This window comes from Halorussus caseinilyticus, assembly GCF_029338395.1.
Classification (GTDB): Archaea; Halobacteriota; Halobacteria; order Halobacteriales; family Haladaptataceae; genus Halorussus; species Halorussus caseinilyticus.
Genome location: NZ_CP119812.1, coordinates 116,601 through 136,748 on the forward strand (window position 1 = coordinate 116,601; position 20,148 = coordinate 136,748).

General features: G+C 57.7%; 15 protein-coding genes and 3 pseudogenes. 6 read left to right on the top strand and 12 right to left on the bottom strand.

What is annotated here, in order from left to right; genetic code table 11:
- Positions 1-49 precede the first annotated feature (49 nt).
- From P2T60_RS20850 to P2T60_RS20875, 6 genes and pseudogenes are all read right to left on the bottom strand, one after another.
- Positions 50-574: a hypothetical protein gene (locus P2T60_RS20850; RefSeq protein WP_276282763.1), complete on the bottom strand. Its 525-nt coding sequence runs from the start codon at positions 572-574 to the stop codon at positions 50-52.
- Between the two features lie 4 nt (positions 575-578).
- Positions 579-2,501 carry a thrombospondin type 3 repeat-containing protein gene (locus tag P2T60_RS20855; RefSeq protein ID WP_276282764.1) on the bottom strand — a complete coding sequence of 641 codons (1,923 nt, stop codon included), beginning with the start codon at positions 2,499-2,501 and terminating at the stop codon, positions 579-581.
- A 204-nt stretch (positions 2,502-2,705) separates the two neighbouring features.
- Positions 2,706-3,320 carry a hypothetical protein gene (locus P2T60_RS20860; RefSeq protein WP_276282765.1) on the bottom strand — a complete coding sequence of 205 codons (615 nt, stop codon included), beginning with the start codon at positions 3,318-3,320 and terminating at the stop codon, positions 2,706-2,708.
- Between the two features lie 146 nt (positions 3,321-3,466).
- The gene (locus tag P2T60_RS20865; RefSeq protein WP_276282766.1) at positions 3,467-4,075 is read right to left on the bottom strand and encodes a hypothetical protein; all 609 of its coding nucleotides are present in this window, start codon (positions 4,073-4,075) and stop codon (positions 3,467-3,469) included.
- A gap of 18 nt (positions 4,076-4,093) precedes the next feature.
- Positions 4,094-8,500, bottom strand: coding sequence for a hypothetical protein (locus tag P2T60_RS20870; protein WP_276282767.1), 4,407 nt, complete (start codon positions 8,498-8,500; stop codon positions 4,094-4,096).
- Positions 8,501-8,789: 289 nt separating this feature from the next.
- Positions 8,790-9,463, bottom strand: a pseudogene (locus P2T60_RS20875) (IS6 family transposase).
- Positions 9,464-10,005: 542 nt separating this feature from the next.
- On the opposite strand from P2T60_RS20875, the gene P2T60_RS20880 reads away from it, so the two are divergent.
- Positions 10,006-11,511: a multicopper oxidase family protein gene (locus P2T60_RS20880; protein WP_276282768.1), complete on the top strand. Its 1,506-nt coding sequence runs from the start codon at positions 10,006-10,008 to the stop codon at positions 11,509-11,511.
- A 536-nt stretch (positions 11,512-12,047) separates the two neighbouring features.
- Here P2T60_RS20880 and P2T60_RS20885 read toward each other — a convergent pair.
- The 4 genes and pseudogenes from P2T60_RS20885 to P2T60_RS20900 all read right to left on the bottom strand — a co-directional run.
- Positions 12,048-12,173: pseudogene (locus P2T60_RS20885) on the bottom strand (SWIM zinc finger family protein); the annotation flags it as partial.
- Positions 12,174-12,422: 249 nt separating this feature from the next.
- Complete coding sequence (locus P2T60_RS20890) at positions 12,423-12,860, bottom strand: type II toxin-antitoxin system VapC family toxin (RefSeq protein ID WP_276282769.1); 438 nt, start codon at positions 12,858-12,860, stop codon at positions 12,423-12,425.
- Complete coding sequence (locus tag P2T60_RS20895) at positions 12,857-13,132, bottom strand: hypothetical protein (RefSeq protein ID WP_276282770.1); 276 nt, start codon at positions 13,130-13,132, stop codon at positions 12,857-12,859. The genes P2T60_RS20890 and P2T60_RS20895 overlap by 4 nt, the downstream gene beginning before the upstream one ends.
- Before the next feature lie 120 nt (positions 13,133-13,252).
- Positions 13,253-13,633 carry a hypothetical protein gene (locus tag P2T60_RS20900; protein ID WP_276282771.1) on the bottom strand — a complete coding sequence of 127 codons (381 nt, stop codon included), beginning with the start codon at positions 13,631-13,633 and terminating at the stop codon, positions 13,253-13,255.
- Between the two features lie 186 nt (positions 13,634-13,819).
- Here P2T60_RS20900 and P2T60_RS20905 point away from each other — a divergent pair, with 186 nt between their 5' ends.
- From P2T60_RS20905 to P2T60_RS20920, 4 genes and pseudogenes are all read left to right on the top strand, one after another.
- On the top strand, positions 13,820-14,104 hold the full coding sequence (locus tag P2T60_RS20905; RefSeq protein ID WP_276282772.1) for an AbrB/MazE/SpoVT family DNA-binding domain-containing protein: 285 nt from the start codon (positions 13,820-13,822) through the stop codon (positions 14,102-14,104).
- Positions 14,101-14,577, top strand: a complete 477-nt coding sequence (locus P2T60_RS20910; protein WP_276282773.1) for a type II toxin-antitoxin system VapC family toxin — start codon at positions 14,101-14,103, stop codon at positions 14,575-14,577. The genes P2T60_RS20905 and P2T60_RS20910 overlap by 4 nt, the downstream gene beginning before the upstream one ends.
- Before the next feature lie 220 nt (positions 14,578-14,797).
- Positions 14,798-14,989: a hypothetical protein gene (locus P2T60_RS20915; protein ID WP_276282774.1), complete on the top strand. Its 192-nt coding sequence runs from the start codon at positions 14,798-14,800 to the stop codon at positions 14,987-14,989.
- A pseudogene (locus tag P2T60_RS20920) lies at positions 14,986-15,520 on the top strand (hypothetical protein). The gene P2T60_RS20915 and the pseudogene P2T60_RS20920 overlap by 4 nt, the downstream one beginning before the upstream one ends.
- Positions 15,521-16,064: 544 nt before the next feature.
- Here P2T60_RS20920 and P2T60_RS20925 read toward each other — a convergent pair.
- A complete protein-coding gene (locus tag P2T60_RS20925; RefSeq protein WP_276282775.1) occupies positions 16,065-16,211 on the bottom strand; it encodes a hypothetical protein in 147 nt (48 codons plus the stop codon).
- Positions 16,212-16,388: 177 nt separating this feature from the next.
- On the opposite strand from P2T60_RS20925, the gene P2T60_RS20930 reads away from it, so the two are divergent.
- Positions 16,389-16,706 carry an RPA12/RPB9/RPC11 RNA polymerase family protein gene (locus P2T60_RS20930; protein WP_276282776.1) on the top strand — a complete coding sequence of 106 codons (318 nt, stop codon included), beginning with the start codon at positions 16,389-16,391 and terminating at the stop codon, positions 16,704-16,706.
- Between the two features lie 732 nt (positions 16,707-17,438).
- Here P2T60_RS20930 and P2T60_RS20935 read toward each other — a convergent pair.
- Positions 17,439-17,777 carry a helix-turn-helix domain-containing protein gene (locus tag P2T60_RS20935; RefSeq protein ID WP_276282777.1) on the bottom strand — a complete coding sequence of 113 codons (339 nt, stop codon included), beginning with the start codon at positions 17,775-17,777 and terminating at the stop codon, positions 17,439-17,441.
- Positions 17,778-20,148: the final 2,371 nt, after the last annotated feature.

The window sequence follows — 20,148 nt, forward strand, 5'->3', positions numbered from 1 at the left end:
ACAGCTGTTTGTTTTCGTACTTGATAACTGTTCAGATCGCAGTTGTTGTTTATTGATTGCTTAGCACGTCAAGTCGCTCTTTCGCGGCCTCTAACTCTTCTCCAAGTCGGAGCAAGTAATCATCTTTTTTGAGGTCAGGATTTAGTTTGAGGACATCACGGTAGTACTCCTCAGAAGCCTGAACAAGTTCAGTAATCCACTCCTGTTTTGTAACTGTAAATGTCCTTTCCATTTCCCAACGTTCTTCAGGGTTTTCTGCACCTTCAAGATGGAGACAATGAGTAAGATCAACTGTCTCGTCGTAAGGCTCAGCCACAAGATACGATGGACCATTCCGAAATGTAACCCTCGTCTCAGATCCGGAGACAATTGCTTCTGTTTGAGCAAGTAAACGTGCCAAATCTTCTGACAGCCACACACCAACGTAAGTGTCATCAGTTCCAATGAGATACTCTCCGTCAATCTTAGTTTTCAGATGACCAAATGGGTCTGAGTCGTTTTCGTCGCAAACCCGCTGCCGAAAGTTCTCGGCATACGTGATTTCAAACTTGACAGCAGACGTTGTCGGAACCATACCGTTACTTCACTCCTTGTCCCGGGATTACTCTTCGAACCGAACTACCTTTCTCTGGAAAGGCAGTTTCAATGGAACCGTCCGGTTGCACGACAACCCGCATTTGGGTGATTCCTATGTCATCGAATCCATGTTCACTCGGATCTAGCATATATTCAACTTTCCCCCGGGCACTTCCCCCAGACGTTTTCCCGCGTCGGACGGTTAAATAGATTAGTTTTTTAACCTCTGCTGGGGAGAGTTCGTTCGGTATTTTTTCGCCTTTAACGGTCTGCCCTATTGGAAAGAGTGAGGTAACTTGCTCACCATCTTGAGAACCAGTGAGATGCCTAACAGCAATATGGAGCCAACCATCTCCACCTGCGTTGGCATCACCCAACTCAAGCCAAATTGTCTCCGACTGTGAATCATATTCGGTGTTTTCCGGTTTAACTACAAGTCCCGTCTCACTAAGGTCGGCTCCCTCGTCAGCAATCTTAACTAAATCTTCTACTGTTACGTCGTCACTGACGTAGTAGTCATCGTCGTTTCCACGACTCTCTAGTAGCTTCGAAATCCGCCGGAGGTCGTTGCTCCCGATTCGATTGTTCTCGTAGGCTTGTAGGAGTTTCCGACGTTCTGCACGACTCAGTTCACCATTCCGTTCCAATTTAGCGAATCGTTTGGCGACATCGGGGTCAATGTCGTCGGCCTGCCGCATGATAGCGACGAAGTTGTCGCCGCCGTCCGCGATGAGTTCGGGGTCGTCGGTCCGTGCAAGCAGTCGCCCGACTACTCGCTGGTCGGCCGACTGCATGCCGTCGATTTGCGAGTGCGTACTCGCCTCTGCGTTCGAGAGTCGCTGGCGTGCGTCGTACTTCCCGGCGGCGGTCTTCACGCCCGCCACCACCCGGCGTCCGCTCTTCTTGCTCAAGTGCCAGCTTCCCTTCGCCGCTCGCTCGCCGAGTTCGAACGTCACCCGCTTTGCGCGCCCGGTCGTCCGCTCCTTCGCCACGTCGTAGTACCGTTTCGCTTCCGAGAGGCGTCCGTTGCGGTCGAGGCGGTCTACGAGGTCGGCGAATCGGTCGGAGTTTTTCACCGCGGTCTGGGCTTGTCCGCCGACCACCAGTTGGACGGCTTGGAACGCCACGTAGCCCGTGTACCAGCCGACGCGGAACGCATCATACTCGGCTTGCTCGCTCGGGTCCGACCTGTCGTAGGGATTGTTCGTCGCTTGTTTCGCTTCGAGACTCTCGACCATCTGGCGGGGGAGTGTGGCGAGAATCTTGTCGATGAGTCCGAGTCGGTCGACGAGAGTGGCGAGTTGCTCGAACGCTCCGAGGAACGCGAGTGGCTGGTCGGTGAGCGCTTTGACCGTCTGCGCGGTGGAACCGGCTCCGACGGTGAATCCCGAGAGCATTCCGGCGAACATCGAGGCGCGTTCCGGGCCGAGGTCAGACTGGGTGGTGAGTTCTTTGACGGTCGCGCCGTAGACGTTCGCGCGTTCCATCGCCACCTGCTGGCGGCGGTTGTCGTGGGTGTCGCGGGCGTGAACCACGACGCTCGTCCCGGTCAATCCGTCGAGAATCGTCTCGGGCAGACCCGTCTCGAACGCGCGGGACTGACTCCCGTGGCGGTCGCCACCCCACGTCGTCCGCGTCTGGACCTCGCCGTTTTTCGTGAGCCGTGAGGACGCCACCCCGCTCGGGTCGTCCACCCGGTAGCCGACCGCGTACGACGTATCCCCGCTGAACGCGTCTTTGCCGAACTCGGCGCGGAACACGTCGATGGTCGGCCCCTCGTAGTCGGCGAGCGTCGGGTCCGACCCGCCACGTCTCTCCTCGGCGTCGGCGATACCGTCGCCGTCCGTGTCGGCGCGCGTCGGGTCGGTGCCCAGGTCGAGTTCTCGACCGTCGTCGAGGCCGTCGTCGTCCGAATCCTGCCGCATCGGGTCGCTTCTTTGTTTAGTTTCTCTTGTCCGGCGAACTTCGTCACTTCGTCTCCATCTACCACAATTTTCATTTCGCCTTGTATGGTTCCGGGAAGGAGACTTCCATCAGATTCTAGATTTCTAAATCCGATTGAAACGATACAGCTTGTCAAATATTCATAAAATTAAGCGAGTTCATTGTAGGATGTTGGTTGTTCTTTTTCACTCTGGAAGATTCCACTCGTCAGAAGAAACTACGTTGTCGATTAATTCCGGTAGGTTTTCCCGCTTATATTCTAACCAGTCTACAAGCTTTCCCTGAGTTGACTTAGTAATTAGCTCCTCATTTTCACCAGCAGCCAGAACTGTAGTACTGAAGATCGCTTGTACACTCATGATGGGGCCCTCTGCGAAATGAGCGTTCGGATTCCCTACTTCACGGTAAACCTTTTCAGCGGAATCATACGCCCTAGTAGCACCTTCAAGGCCCGCAACTAATCGAAAATCGCCAATAAATTCATGCCAAACACCACGTTCAGCTTGGTCAGGAGGATGTGTCGGCTCAGGTCTTTCCCTCATGCGTGCTGCGTATTCCTCTGCGAGTTGGATACCAAGTTGAGCAGCAAATCGGCACTGCCGATTTTGATCGGCAAGCCGATAGCAGAGGCACGCTTTAAATAACATCCGTAATTCCATTGCCCAACTAGCAGAACCGAACCATTGTCCGGCCTCCTCAAAGCTAGCTTGAACGTAGGTATCTCCAGCAACACCAAACCTACGGTCCTTTGCAAGAGATGTTGCTTCCTCTTCTAGTTCGCTACGACGGTTAGTTGTCATTAGCAGTTAACCTCCTCTAACGGGTCGTCTTTGTAGTTTCTTGCGGCGTCCTCTGCCTTATCAGCACTGTCGAAGAACTATATCAGCTATCGTTTTAGTGTTGATATAGTGGTGAGGACATATTGGGTATACAAATTTCTATAAATCTATTCCGATTGAGAAATGAGCTTGTCAAAGGCATCCGGGAGGTGTTCTTGTTTGTATTTAACCCATTCACTAAATGTCATCTCTTGCATTATTTTTCTCCAATTCTCGACATCACCATCAGATTCGTGGAGAATCTGTTCAAAAAATTCGACTAACCAGATGTGTTCTTGTTCACGATGCGCTAGTGGTGGGTCTCCCTCTTCAAAGTATATTTGCTCCGCCCGTTCATACGCAGACACTTTCTCGGTGAGAATACCAACTACTCGGAAATCGCCAATGAACTCGTACCATGCGGCGTACCGCGCTCTATCGTAAGCAGTAGTACCACCGATATTTTTTGTTCTATCAAGTAACTCTTCTGCAATGAGTACACCTTGCTGGCATCGATTCCTTGCACGGTCAGTACAACCACCAAGTCGATAACAGGTTGCAGCATTAAGAAGATAATATTCGCCATGGCTCACGTTCTTCCCACGATGGGTAGGGGGCCAGTCGGCTAAGTAAATATATGCGGCAGCAGTATAGCACTCACCTGCTTCAACGAAATCGCCATTTTCTCGATGTTGTTGTGCGGCCTGTTCATGCTCATGTGCTTTGTTGAAAGACATGTATTCACTCAAAGGTAGTTAGCAGTCAACGTTATTGTCTTCGTCATACACTACTTCTTTGTCGTTCTTTGGGATATCCTTTTCTGCATCGTCAATCGTTTTATAGAACCCTCCGTCATTACCTGTAAGAACCGTGCGTAATACGTGATACGCATCAGATACAGTATCGGCGACGGCCATGATAACCTTATTCGGGCCGAGTCGAAGTATATAGTATCGCTGTTGACCCGCATCAACGATTTTTGTTGGATTTTTCAATATTTCTCGAAGTGTCGGGACCTTATCGATTGGTTTAGACTCACGAAGTGAGTGTTCAGGATTATCGTGCTTCGTTATATCGATTGTATCATCACAATCCTCGTTATATACTGGCTGTTCACTCGCCGCCATTATCGTGCCACCGACAATCGAAATCACGATTTCTTCGAGGTAGTCGGTCTTGCCGATGACAGTGTAGTCGCCCTCGCCGTGCTTGTGGACCGTCGGATTGTTCTGCAGGACCTGCTGAAGTTCGGCTTCGGTAATACTCGTCGTCTGGGCGATGTACTGCCAGCCATGCCCGCGAACCACCTGCGCACCTGTCCGTGGGTCTGTCCCGGTCTCGGCCGCGCCCGTCGGGAGCGTCACCGTCGTCGCTAACGCGGTTTCGCTCACCGGATACTGCGCTTCAACGCCTGTCACGGGTTCGTTCCTGACGGTCTCACCGCTCGCCGAAATATACTCGTTGGTGACGTACGCGCCGCCTGCGGCGACACCTAATCCGAGGAGGGCCGCCGGAATCCGAACTACTTCGTCCGGTATCAAATCAGGTGAGGGTAGCGACCCAGCGGTCCCGACTGCGACACCGGCCGCCGCGAGTTCTGCGCCAGCGCCCTCCGTCACGTCGATGAGTACGACGCGCTCGTTGCCGTGGGCGTCCGTGACGTTCACCCAGTATCGGTCCGGTGGTTCGTTGAGCAGTCCGTGGTCGTCGAACTCGACTCGGTAGTCGTCGCTAGCCTGTTTCGTGACTGTCGCCTTGCTCGCGTTCCAATACGCCGAGTCGAGGATACTGTCCGGCGCGTAGCGCGGCTTCGACCGCACTGTCACTGCAGACTGGTCGCTGACAGTAAACGCGATGTGTTCTTTGAAGTTGTCCGAGTAGATGTCAGAGACTCCCGGCGGATTGTCCTCTATCCAGATACGTGGGTCCGACGAGTCGCGGAACCCGTCGCCGTCGGTGTCCGCGTCCAAGACCTCGCTGTGCCAGATTCGTCGCTCCTCGTAATCGGAAAGCCCGTCACTATCGGTATCGAACGCTGTCGGGTTACTCTGAAGCTCGAAATATCCGCCATCGACGTACCGCGGGATGTAGCCTGCCACTTCCTCGCCGTCCGACAGTCCGTCCCCGTCCGTGTCGGCGTCGTACGGGTCGGTGGACACGCGCCCGGTCCCGGTCTTGACGCCGAGTTGCTCTAACCCGTTCGTCAGGCCGTCGCCGTCACTGTCGCGTTTCACCTCGACACTCGCCTTTCCGGGACTCGTGCCTGCGAGGTTCTCGGTGTGAATCCAGACGGATACCTGCTGGCCGTCGGGATTCTCGAACGTCTCGTCGATGTAGGCGTGGTCGGTGTTTCGCTCGCCGTCGTCGCCCGACAACTCCAAGACGGTCCGCGTTTCCGACCCGACCGACACGGCGACTTCCACACTCGCGTTCGATTCTTCCGCGAACGCGATAATCGGCATCGTGAACGTGACTTCGACCGTATCCGACGGAATCGTGAGCGACTTCTCGTTATCAGACGGGTCGAACTGCTTGGGCGGCGACGGGTCACTCGTTCCCTCGTCGTCATCGTCATCATCGTCGTCACTGTCGTCATCGTCGTCGCCGTCTCCACCGTTCACGGGACATTCGCCGTTATCCGGGAAGCGCGGACCTGTACACGCCGCGCTCACGTCGTCGGAGTAGAACAGCGACGAGTTCTGGCCGATGACTGCGCGGCCTGCGCCGGTCGAACACGACCCCGTGCAGTTCCACCCTGAGAGGTCACTGAACGACTCGTTCAGCGCGTATTTGGGCTTGGGTTTCGCACGTTTCTGCATGTAGTTCTGCCATGCGGTCTGGTTCATGGCGACGAACGTCGAGAAGTGCGGGGTCGTCCCCGTCACCGAGTCGTTTTCGGCGTCCACTTCCGAGGGGAGTTTGACGTACGTCTGCAGTTCGGGGTCGTAGGTGTAGACCGCTAAGTCCGACTCGTCGCCGACCGCCTGCTCGTCGTAGTCGATGGAGAGGTTCGCTTGCTCGAACTCGGCGTCTGCATCCACATCGAGAACTTCCGATGCGGAGGCGTTGGCGACCGTTCCGGTCTGAATCCGGTCGTTGGTCTCGTTCTGAATCGTTACCGTGTCCGCGACGTTGCCTTCGCCCGAGATGTTCACCGCCGCGCCCACCGACTCGTTTGTCGTCTCGGTCGCAAACGTTTCGTTCCCGTCCAACACGCCGTCGCCGTCGGTGTCCGCCACAGTTGGGTCGGTGCCGACTGCGTACTCGTCGGGGTCGCGCAAGCCGTCGCTGTCGGTGTCCGGTTCCAGTGGGTCGGTCCCGTTGGCGAGTTCCGCCGAATCGTTCAACGTGTCGCCGTCGGTGTCGTTTTCGACGGGGTTGGTGTTCGCGGCCTGTTCGCGGCGGTTCGACAGCGAGTCGTTGTCGAGGTCTTCGGCCGGGTCTCGAACCGTGTCGTTGTCGGTATCATTCGTGAGCGGGTCGATACCCCGGAACTGGAGTTCGAAGCCGTCCCGCAAGTCGTCGCCGTCGGTGTCGTTGTCCAGCGGGTCGAGACCGAACCGGTACGCCTCGTAGACCGTCTCCCCGTCGCTATCGAAGTCCTCCGCCCCGTCAGTCACGTTGTTCCCCGACTCGTTGAACGAAGTCCGCGACGCGTTGCTGTCCGGCCCCAAGGGGTCGGTTCCCGTCACGTTCAACTCGTAGAAGTCCGGCAACCCATCGCCGTCGAGACGGAGTACATCCCGGCCGACAGTTGCGTTCTCGCCGCCGTACTCCGGCGACCACCGCCGGTTCGGGTCGGTTGCCGCGACCGTGATGCGGTTGACCTGCCGCGAGAGGGTGACGTTCGTCTCGAAGGTCCCAATCGCGCCCGGCGTGGTGTTCACCGACAGATTGAGCGTCCGGTTCGCGCCGTTCAACGACAGCGACAACGCGAGTTCGTGGCCTCGAACGTCGAACACGCGGCCGCGAACCGCGTAGGTGACGTTCTCCTCGTGGGGCATGTCCTCGCGGGTGGTGATGGTGACGTTCGGGGTGGCGGCGAGGTCGAGTACGTCGAGGGCTTGCTGGGCGTGAATCCACGCGACGCGGTACTGGCTGATGGCGGTATGCTGTTGGCCGCGCGCGCGGAACCGCTCGGCGCGCTCGACTGCTCGGCGCGCTCCGGAGATGTTCTCTGCGACGGCTTGCTGGTCGAACGAGACGTTCCGGTCGCGAAGCGTGCGCGAGTCGGTCGGCGTCCGCGATAGCGGTCGCCGCGAGGCGTTCGTCCGACCGCACCAGTAGTTTCGTGACGCTCGGCGCGAACTGCGGGGTGTACTCGCTTCCTTATCGCGCTCGAACAACTGGGCGGAGGTGGTACGGTTGGCGTCGAGAACGTAGTCGAGTGATTCGTTGAGTTCGCGGAGGGCTTGGCGGCGGTGGTCATCGGCGGAGCTACCGGGCGCGTCGAACTCGGTAGTCTGGAGGGCGTCGATGGCGGCAAGCCGGTAGTCGGCGGCCGACGCATTCTCGCGGATAGAGACGTTGAGAGTCGCGTTCGCCAGTGGTTCGCTCCGATTACGGAGCGCCGACCGATTCGTAGGCGGTAGCGGGGCTTGCCCGTTCTTCGCCCATTCGGGCGGCCCGCGTTTGTCCGCGTTCGAGTTCCCGCCCTTGTTCGGCACCCACGACGGCGGCCCCGCGTGCGGTGGCGGTCCCTGACCGGGGTTCTCCGGCGGTCCCTGTCCGGGATTCTCCGGCGGGCCTTGGCCGGGGTTCTCGGGTGGTCCTTGCGTCTTGTTCTCCGGCGGACCTTGGCCGGGGTTTTCGGGCGGTCCCTGCGTTTTGTTCTTTGGCGGTCCCTGTCCGGGGTTTTCCGGTGGGCTTTGGCCGGGCGTGGTCGTCTCATTCCCGGCCGTCGTCGTGGTCGCGGTCGTGGTCGTGGTCTTCGACGGTCCGTTCCCCTTGCCGTTCCCCGGTCCGTTTCCGTTGCCGTTGCCGGGGGTGTCGGGGAAGACCTCGTGGCCTGCGATAGTGGTGGCGAGCGACGAGAGCGACGGGAGGTCGGCGTCGGACTGGGAGGGTGGCGAGTCGAGGGCGGCAGTCGCGGGCGTTACTGTCGCCGTGACGATGAGGATGGAGAAGGCGACGGCGAGAATCTGCTGGCTCCGAGCGTTCATTGCGGTCGTGTTCTCACCAGCATCTAAAGTGTCTATTGAGTATTATAAAATCTGATACTGAATGGAAGATTCAAATATCAGAGATGAATGAGACCTGTTATAGCAGGTAGTTAAATACTGAAAGACTGTTACTCGGTTGCTCGGTCAGTGGTGACGAGTAACGAACCAAGCGGTGGTTTCGCTGAGGGGAATAGTCACGGCCGGGTGTCGCCCCGCCAGTACCGAACAGGTGGTGTTAGCAGAATCCGGTCCGCGTCTGTCGGCGAGACGACCACCGATGAGGCACTGTCTAGTTTACCTCCTCAACCGGTGTGCGTTCATCGAGTGCTTGGTGGGGTCGCTGGAAGTTATAGTAATGGACGAACGACGCAAGCCACTGGCGGACGCTCAGCCGACTGCCCACCCACGACGAATGGAAGCGGTCAATTCTCATTTTGAGGGTGTGAAACTTTTCGATGTGGTTTCGGTCAACATATTCAAGGTGACCGCTCAATCCTAATCGAGAGAGGGCAGTCAGATAGCCTGCGCCATCGACCAGAAACACCGCCTGTGAGCAATCGTGTTTCTGGGTGAGACCGTGGAGGAACGCAGCTGCCGGATTGGTGCCATGCCGACCAAACACAGAGACATCAGGCAGCATTTTCATTTCGAGACTGGTTGCTGCGTACACCCAACAACACTTACCGTTAATCCGGACAGCGGTCTCGTCGACCGCGACCCGCGTCGGCGACGCCGACAGCGGGTCGCCAACGCTGTCGGCCAGCCGATGCACCCAATTCCAGACCGCTCCATGTGTCCGTTCAACGCCTAATAATCCGAGAATCACTGCTGTTTCTCTGAACGAACATCCGGTAGCGTGGAGACGGACGGCGAGCGCCCTGACGGACGTCGCCGTCCGCTCCCGCTACCAACTTCAAGAGTAGCCGTCTCTAACGTCTCCCTGAGCAGGTCTGCGACCTTCATTCCAACCAACTGCACGACCTGCTCACTTCTCAAACTGCGCTAACTAGACAGTGCCCGTAGGTTCCGTTTATCATCTATTAGATGGTTCATACTGGCGCACAGGGCGTATATAGGGAGCGTCAAGCACGGCCAGTAATCGCATCATATACGTCATAACAAAATTTTAACCTGTTCAGAGACCATTCGCTGGTCGCCACACACGACGCATAACTCGGCCAACAAGCCAGTCGGAGAGCGGCAACCAGCACGCACCCCCAAACATGTCCAATTCCGACGACCCAATTCAGGGCGAACCGCAACGTTCGCCCACCGCGAACCGACGCACCGTTCTCAAAGCAGTTGGCGCAACTGGCTTGGCCGCCACCGCCCCATGGACCACTGACCACGTTGCTGCCATCACAGGTACCACCCCGCTTACCATCCCCAAGTGGGAAGACCCACTCCCCCGACCCGGAGTGTTGACCCCCACCAGCCGGAAAGGCGGCACTCACCGCTACGAAATCGAACTCACCGAATTCGACCAGACCGTACTCCCCACCTCGATGGGACTCGATACGACCGTCTGGGGCTACGGAGGAAGCTATCCGGCGCCGACTATCGAAGCCCGGCCCGACCGCCCGGTCGAGGTCGAATATATCAACAACCTCCCGACCGACCACCTGCTGAGCGTCGACGAACGAGTCCATGGTGCTGAACCCCCGGCCCCCGAGTCGCGGACTGTGACCCACCTCCACGGCGGCGTGACCGGGCCACGTAGCGACGGCTACCCAGAGGCGTGGGTTGACCCCAACGGGAACACTGCCGCTGACTTCCCGGCGATTCACGACAGTCCGGTCCCCCACCAGCAGGTCAAAGAGTACCCCAACAAGCAGGAACCGGCGACGTTGTGGTATCACGACCATGCGCTCGGAGCGACACGCCTGAACGTCTACGCGGGCCTCGCCGGGTTCTACCTGCTCCGGGACCCCATGGAGAACAGTCTCCCCAAAGGCGACTACGAGGTCCCAATCGTCATCCAAGACCGCTCGTTCAACAGCGACGGCTCGCTCCAATACTCGGACGGCACCGACGACGACTACGAAGCGGAGTTCTTCGGCGACGTGCCCGTCGTCAACGGCAAAGCCTACCCGTACATCGAGGTCGAACCGCGCAAATATCGCTTCCGGTTCCTGAACGGGTCGAACGGACGAGTGTTCAACCTCAACCTCAGGAACGAGACGGCCCCGGGCGTGCCGACGATGAACCAGATCGCTACCGATCTCGGATTCCTCGACTCAGTTGCGACAATCGGGCCGGGTGGCGACCAGTCTTCGCTACTACTCGGCGGTGCGGAACGGGCGGACATCGTCATCGACTTCTCCGACTTCGAGGGCCAGACCTTCACGCTCACCAACAACGCTCCGACGCCGTATGCGGGTGAGACCGTCCCCATCTCCGAGTCGGACATGCCGGAAATCATGCGGTTCAAGGTCACGGACTCAGTGACCGAGGAGGACGAAACCATCCCGCTGTCACGGTTCCTGACCCAGATCAACAAGCGGTATCCGGAACCTGACGTGACGGATTCAGGTACCACCCGGTACATGACCCTCGACACGGGCACACTTGAGGTCGCACCGGGCATCGAGTACGACAGCCACTTCCTCAATCGGTCCCAGTGGACCGACGAGGAGGCAGTGGTCCAGCCGACGTTTGGGACCTCGGAGGAGTGGGTGTTGGCGAACGTGACGGGTGACTCACATCCGATTCATCTCCATCTAGCCGACTTCGAGGTGGTGGGGCGGCGGACGTTCAACGCGGAAGCGTTCGATGAAGCGCGGCAAGCCGGTGAGGACCCGGCAGTGGCGGACTACCTCGAAGGGCCGGTTATCCAACCGGATCCGGGTGAGCAAGGCCCCAAGGACACAGTCTTGGTGAATCCGAACGAGGCCGCTATTATCAGACCGGCCTTTACCGGGTTCACTGGCCGGTACGTCTGGCACTGTCACATCCTTGAACACGAGGACCAGGAAATGATGCTACCCTACGAGGTGGTACCTGACGAATAGTACCTCTGTTGCAGGTCGTGGGGCATATACTCTCTATTCAGCAAGCCGTATTTGCCATTCTCTTAAACCCTCAACAGGGGTGAAAATAGCCCTCTGCCAGTAGAGACGCTACATTCCCTTTCATAACGTGAGAGCTTGGCATCCTGTGATACACACATACCTATTTATAATATAACAGTTAATCTTGTTTTCACTTTATCATCCGGATGCAATGGCACAAGCTGACTCCGACGACGAACCGACCTACGGATTCAGACCGTCACACACAACGAGTTCGGGAACGTCGCGGCGTATCGTGACCTCCGAGAAACGGAATAGCCAACAACTGAAAGCATAACTCCAAAACACACCCACATCCTGTCTTCTGCTAATAACCGACCAATCCTCGGGGTATCGGTTACAGACGAACCCGAGTAGGGTTGAAGCGGTCTCTGCTTGTTCTTCGGAATTCTCCTCGTGGTCGCGCGATTGGTTTGAGGATTGGACAGCCTCGCCACCGTCGGCGAGGAGTTGGTGGTGGCGGACGGCGTCGAGAATGGGTCGGCGTAGCTTCCGTTCCGAACACGCACATCACCGTTCTGGAGTTCGAATTCGAGGGCTTCGTACTGTGCACGTTTCCGGACTCTACTCGTCGTCTCTAGGTTTGCGAGTGGCGTTGTCATCGTCTTCGTGAGGCACCGAGAAGTCGAGTGGCCCGCACCCTTCAGGGACAGAAAAATCACGGAGTACGAGGAGTAAGCCCTACCCTTTAGATTGGAACAGATATGCGAAAAGTGCTGATTATGCAGAAGACGCTGTCTGCTCTGATTGCTCGCTCGGAGAGCAGATGGACGCATGCTCCGACCAAAGATAGCTTATAGGTTACTTACAAGAACAGAGGTCGGACGTGTCGAATCCGGATTCACGCTAGTCTACATCGTGACGATACTCGGATCAGTCCGCTCGTGGATGCCGTCGAAATCGTCGTCGAAGCTCGCAATTGAGTCGATGTCTCGCAATTGACTATGTGCGATTGTCGTTGCGTCCGTGAAACTGAGTGTGTGGTCGTCGTACGTGGTGAAACACTCGAACGCGGCTTCGAAAATATCGGGAGTAACGTGGTCGAAGGTGAGTACGTCCGGATAAGGGTCGTTGCCGAGAATCCGGTCGGCAATCGTAGTCGCGGCAGTGACATCGTTCGTCCGTCTTCGCGTGAGTGTTACTGCCTCGTCCAGAATGTAGTCGTTCGTGTACGGTTGACCGAAGTCACCGTCGAGGACGCGGTCGAAGAACGCTTTCGCCGTCTCGTGTCTCGCGGCATCCTCGTCGTGGTGGGCGTAGAACACACCCGTATCGATGAAGATGCTCATCCGTAGATGATGTCGTCGATGTCGTCTTCTGTCGTTTTCTGACCGGATGCAACGGTCCCATCGTGGAAGGCCTCGTGAGCGTCATCGTCGACGGGAACCTGCGAGTCGCGGAACGAATCAATGACCTCGGCTTTCGACTCGGCGGCGTCGTTGACCAGTCGCTCTAGAATCTCTTGCTGAGTGACCTGCTTTCCCGTTTTCAGGCGGATTTCGGCTTGTAACCGTTCGAGACGAGACTTGGTTTCCTCGTCCATCTTTACTGACGTCGCCATACGACTAGTAGTATTCTCTACTCAATAACTGTTTCTACCAAAACCACGAAATCTCTACGCTGACACTCCCCGTGACCGGGTTCAGTGACGCGTTTATTCCGGTAAGACGCGCCACACCATTCAATCCTCGATTGGCTCAAGAGTCCGAAGGTCTGCTCGCAGGACATCGCCACGCCGGATGACGTACCTGAAGGCAAGTACCGGGAACCGACACTTCGTAAATCCGGCCGTCTGAATATCGAGTTCGTCGCCTTCCTCGACGTACGTTGCGAGTGCCCGAAGAAACTCGTGGGTCCGCTGTCCTGCTTCGTAGTCGGGCAGGCCGTTTTCTCGACGCCCGTAGACCTCGAAGGCGTCGTAGCCCCAAATCGAGAATCGGTCGTTGTCGTCGACCTCCCAGTCGAGCGTTCCGAAACAGTATGATTCGCAGAGTTCTCGAACTGCCTGTGCATCGGTAACGGTGACGCCGTTCGACGTTGTTGCTGCTCGGAGTGTTGCCATGGTTCTCGGGCAGGGAATGTTGTCCCCGCCCCTTTCTGGGGTCGGAAAACTCGTTTGTGCTCGCTGATAGCCTACTCTCTGGTAAGTTGCCTCGCTGGATGGTCCGTTCAAGAGTGTGCAGTCGGATGTACGAGAATATCAATCCCCGTAATACTAATTACGTATTACTCCGTAGTTCTCCTTGAGATGCCTCGGGTCACTACCAAAGGTCAGGTCACGATTCCGAAGGAGATTCGTGACGCCCTCGGAATTGAACCGGGCGACGAACTCGCCTTCGAGAAAACAGACGCTGGCTATACGATTCAGAAACAAGAACCGACGACAGCCAACGGTGAGAACCCGTTCGAAAAATACCGCGGAAGCGCGGAGAGCGAAGCGTCGATGCCTGAGCGAATGCGCCGACTCCGCGGCGAATATCCACGAGATGTGAACGACGACGAGGACGACGGAGACTCGGGGGCTGAGGCGTGATCACGTCGGTTGATACGAATGCACTCCTCGCGTTGTTGTACGAGGATGGCTATGCGGACGCAAGTGAGGACGCACTCCGAAGCGCCTATCAGGACGGCAAAGTCGTCATTCCATCCATCGTCTACGCAGAACTTGCGGCCGATGGTCACTTCGAGACGACGTCCAACCTTGACCAGTTTCTCGAGGACTTCAGCATTCAGCTCGAAGACCCGTCTCCAGCCGCGCTCTTCCGAGCAGGTGAACAATTCCAACAGTATGCTGACCGACGGCCAGACGGGCTTCAGTGTCCCTCCTGTGGTACGAAGCAGACCGTGCGATGTGAGGAGTGCGGTGGCGAACTCGCGCCACGCCAGCACATCGCCGCCGATTTCGTCATCGGTGGTCACGCGGTCGCTGATGCAGATGCACTCATCAGCTTTGACGATGCATTCTACGACACGTACTTTCCGTCGCTGACTGTCTTCCCAGAGTGAAAGCGAGTATTCCTGCTATCCAGAAACTCTTTGTCGGGTTTTCAAGTATGGGTGGTCCTACAAACGTGCACTGTCGGCCGTGGTGGCGTCCCGCTCGGCTTCGGGGTGAGCACTGACGACGACGAGTCTGTCGGAACGCTGGTTCACCCCTCTGCTGAACAGGCCGAAGCGCTGGCCGTTGACCTTCTCGAACAGGCACACACCGCGAGGGAGGGTTACGATGCAGACCAGTGACGACCGCGTGACGGCTCGAATCCTCCGCACTGAGGACGGCCAGACCTGCACGGAGTACGAGGTCGGCGGCGTTGCAGTGAACGCGTACGCCGGGGTTCGACTCCCCGAACGGGCACTCCGAGTGGCGACCGGCCGCCACGGAATCGACCGACAACCAACCAACGACACCAAACTATAATTGAAGACATCGACTGCGACGTGTTCGTGCGAATCCGGACCGACCTGCTGTGGTCGGGGACAGCATCATGACCGACAGCCACCACGTCTCGAACGGCAACTACGAGGACGACGACCCGTAGAACCAGATTGGAGGCATCATCCCGGCCTTCAGCCTCTCCGGGTGGCTCCGCCATGGGATGGAGAAGGTCGTTCAGGAACGCGGCGGCACCGCCTGTCACCTCGGAGAATCGAACGCAAACTTCCGCAAGGTTGGCGTCTACAACCGCGACCTCGAAGCCGGGTATCATCCGGCGACTGCCTCGAAGACGAAGACGGCAACGGGTGCGTGATTCTCGACTTCTTCGGCGGCTTCGGGAATCGCCCCGGCAAGGTGATGCGCCAGCCGATTCAGTTCTCGCCGGTCCGCTCCAGTCGTCTGTGGCGGTCGTGGGCGTCAGCGTGGAACCGCCTGACTGCGCACCCGCTCGATACCGATCACGACAAGTACGACATGACCCTCGATGCCAACCTTCGGCGGATGCAGTCCTAGAGCGCGGCGCTCCAGTACATCGAGGATTACGCTGAATGGAGGCCCGGTCGAGACCGCGAAGAACGGCCTCACCCGGGTCGGCTCACACTCCAGATACGGCTTCGGAGAACTACGGCTGAAGCCCCTCGGCGAACAGTATCAAGAATCAGCGAAGTAACGACTAACAGGCAACCAATGGAACACCAGAATCAGGATGAATCGGGCGAGAAAAATACAGCGGTGCGGCTGAATAAAGAAATCGTATTACCAACAACTGGTATGGCGTCGTACTCTGGCGAAAGTCCGGCCGTAAACGGCACGTGGGCCGTGAGCGACCCGGACCGTGGAGGTGGTGGGAGGTGGCGGTGACCGCACCACACCAGCAAAAAGGGGCGTACTCGGACTATTCCTACCAGCGACCGCGCTCAGGGAACTGGATAGTCGTCCACCCGGCCACGGCGAGGGAAACACGTCCTTCGTACCGCTAATCGAGAATAGTTCTGTTGGTTAGCGGCGACGACTCGTCGGTCGTCGGCGCTCCAACCACGACCGACACCGAATCCGCCTACCCTGACGCCGCGTCGGTTCCCTCGAACTCGCCGAATAGTACCGCGACCGTTCCACGTCCCGAGTCGCCGAGCGAGCAGTCCTCGGCGTCCACGTCGCCCGCACAGTCGTCGGACTCGCTAACTCCGGAACTTCCGGTTCGCACCGGACTCCCGCCGACCGGAGGCTGATACTCTCCGTTCCCCGATTTCGGCCGAAAAACTGCCAGTGGGTAGATTTCACTCGTCCTCAGTCGCATCGACCACGTATGAACAGTTGTCTGAACTCCACGACGGAGCGGAAGTTAACACATATATCCGACAACCGTATATCCCTCCTTTATATGCAATTCTGTGACGAGTGTGGTTCGATGATGCACACGGAGGGCGAGACGTGGGTGTGTCGCTCCTGTGAGAACGAGGAGTTGCGGGACTCGCAAGCAGAAGCGGCGATGGCAATCAAGGATGGACAGCAGAACGACGGGGCACCCGCCGTGGCCGACGCGACCCAAGGCTCCAGCGAGACGATGCAGGAGCCCTGCCCGGCGGACGACTGCGACAGCGACCGGGCCTACTACGAGATGATGCCGAAGCCGGGCGGCTCCTACGAGGTTCGACTATTCACCTGCGTCGAGTGCGGCTACAAGTGGCGCGAGTCCTGACGGCACATCTCGCGAACCGCGCCGCTTAAATATGCACAGACCGCGACATCAGACTCTCAATTCCGGTTCAACAAGACTCCATATCTCTAATCGGTATTTATCGCTCGTTTCTGCTACTCCAAGAACACACCCGTAGTCGTCGCGCATCTCCTCCCGCCGTCGCTCTCGTCGACCATCGGCCGAGAGGTAGGTTGGGAAGACCACCGAGGCGTCGGCGCTCCGCCGTCTACGACCACCTCAACAACCTCCAAGCGACCGGCATGGTCGTCGTCGACGACCACGCCACCGAACAAGCCCGCGGCACAATCTACCACATCCCCGACACCAACGACGACGACCGCACTCCTCCAGCAACTCCGAGCCACCCTCCACGAAAAACTCCGAGAAACCGGCTACTACCACCTCAGCGAACAGAAACCCGACAACCCAAAATAAAAACCGTCTCAGGGCCTCTAGATATTACGACCTGACTCTCACCAAAAAATAGCCCAACTCGGCCTACTTCAATCCCGTCGTGGGTTTTCTGGGTGCTGCGACGCCTCGCGCGGTCGAAGATGGGAGATGGTTGGACCGTATTTCAATCCCGTCGTGGGTTTTCTGGGTGCTGCGACAGGGGGGTGAAAATCCGGCCAGCGACCCAATAAAGCTTGCTCATGCGCTCGCTGAGGACTGGCTGTTCGTGGACTGGGGCTGTACAGAGAGTTTAAAAAGGTCGATGAAGGCTCGGGAGAGTTACATGGACTCGGCGTGCGTTCGGAGGAGTAGCCGTCCGGTGAGCGTCAGTTCGACCTGCTTGGTCTTCCCTTCTGCACTAGTCCGAACTGCACCTGCTTCCGCGAGTTGCGTCACATGCCGGGCGACTGTACTCTTCGCGGCGTCGCTGTCGCTCGCTAACTCGGAAATCGAAACTGGCCCCTCGATAGTTGCGAGAAGTTGCAACGTGTCGAGCGTCTTCGCGGTCGCGCCGTCAAGTCCGACCCGCACGCCGTTCAAGACTTGTTCGACGGCCGCTTCCACCCGGACCACATCGGTCTCACTCTCGGCGTCGGCGTTGGATAGGTTCGACGCCACGGTTAGCGGCAGTCGGCGCAGACGACGCCTTCGCCACTGGTTGGACCACCACACTCGGGGCAGTCGGCGGGGAACAACTCTGGCCCGCAGTCACGGCGCGCGACCTCTTCCGCGCGTTCCATGCGTTCGCACTCCCGGCAAATCCGGTTGGGCGTCCGACAGCCACACTTGCGACACCCCATCGTTACACCCCCTCCGTCCGGGCCGCAACTGGTTGGCGAGCGTTACGCTTTTCTTCCGATAGCTCTGACTCGTACATGGCTTTTCCGTGGGTTTGGAAAGCCGTGGTTCGCGGGTGTTCCAGCACCCGTGACCGTTCTCCACAAAAGAGAGAACGCTCGGTGAGCCTCGGCTTTCCTATCTGTTCGTAGACACGGATACAACTTAAAAATACTGAAAGTAATATGCAAGCTATAGCGCCGCTACCCCAGAAAAACGCACTTTCAGACCACCGCAATAGTACTTAAACCGACGGGCAACCACGGGCGAGACACACCACCGCCGCCGAGCAACCAGTGGTTAGCACAACTTGCTACCGTCGCCGACCCCTCTTCGCGGCCCCGAGCGAGGACACGACGGCCGCTAACCAACAGTGGCCGTCGTTCGTTCGCCCGTGTTGGTTAGCCACAGTTCCGGCCGAGACGGGGCGCTCGGGGGAGTCCGGCCATTAACCAACAAGCCGACTCTTGGATACCGTCGTGTTGGTTAACTACAGTTCCGTCCGAGTTCCGACCGAGACCGACGGCCGACTGAGGGCGGCGTCGAAGCAAGACGCTCGGGGGAGTTCGACCGCTAACCAACACCGGCCGTCGCTCGTTCGCCAGTGTTGGTTAACTACGGTTCCGGCCGGGACGCTGTGATACTCTTGAAGTCTGGTTGGGGGTGGCGTCGAGGCGCTCTTGGTTGGTGGTGTGGGCCGTGAACGGGCTTTGGTGTCTTGTTGGGTGTGTGTCGAATCACGTACATAAAGTTAATATTCTATCATGATGTATTCTGGTGTTGGTCGAACAGCTGAATTCGACAGGGAGAACTCGATGATTCTGAACTCGACACCGACTCGCTGTCTTCTGTCTCGTACTGACAACGCTTCTTCTCGTCGCCGGACTCACGGGCGGCGACACCCATCCGCGAGCGCAAAACTGTGACTCGACATCGAAGAACTTCGATGAACAAACGGCGCTCCAGAACCTCCACACCCCGCCCCGGCCGATACTAGAAATACTTCCGCGAGAGACCACGACGTACACCGGAAACGCGACCGTCTTCCTCATCTGCGTCGTTAACCCGCCGGAGAACTCCGTCTTACTTGACCCGTATCTTACCGTCATTCATTCACCGGAGAAAGACAATCCCGTTCCGAGGATGGTAGCCGTCTCTCGAACCGTAGAGAACGGGACACGGACAAATACCCTCCATACGAAGCCACTTATAAGTCAGATGGAATATCACTGTAGTACTCGGATTCCTATCGATGGACTTCATCCGGGGGAAGCCGCACAAGTGCCGGTTATTGTCACGAACAGTAGTCCATCCGGCGAGTATCGACTCGTCGCAAAAGTCGGTTGGGTAACCAACAGACGAGTCGGAAACTTACCTATCGAACGACGAGCGACGTTACATATCGATTCACCGCCGACGCCGCCGTGCGGACTTTTCTGTACGGTGCAAGTCGCACTTGTGTCTACTGTAGAGTTCGTCTTTGAGGAACCTGTAAAAGCCACCGCTATTTTCACTGGTTTAAGCCTTCTCGCCTACATTTTCGGCCCCGAGAATATTCGAATCACTACTCGTCGGGTAGCGAGACGACTGTTCCATTCCGCACGTCGGGGTTTCGACTGGCTTCGCCAACGAGTCTCGTAGGAAAACAGCGAAAGCTCGGAGCAAGCTGACGGCACCAAATCGCGGCTTTCGACCGGCTAACTCACTCTGCCACCCTCTTCCCCGATAGAAAAGAGCCTGTCTCGTCGAGGGGTCGCTCCCGTCGCTCGGCCGACTATCACTCTCCCCCTCCACGTCGGTCACTGCGAGACGCATGGTCTACGATGCCGCGAATTGGATAACACCGAAGAAAACAGTCGCCACGACTTCGGCCACCCCGAGCGACGACGCGTCGGCAACTAACCAACAGTGGCCGTCTTCCGTTCGCCCGTGTTGGCTAGCCACGGTTCCACCCGAGTTCCGACTGAGACCGACGGCCGACTGAGCGCGGCGTCGAAGCAAGACGCTCGGGGAGTCCGGCCGCTAACCAACACACTGGTTCTCGGATACCGATGTGTTGGTTAGTCGGGTTGGCCGAGACGACGCATGTTCGGACTCTTGCCGTCCGAGTTGGTGGTGAGTTCGACGTTCACTTGCTCGACGGGGCGCGTCG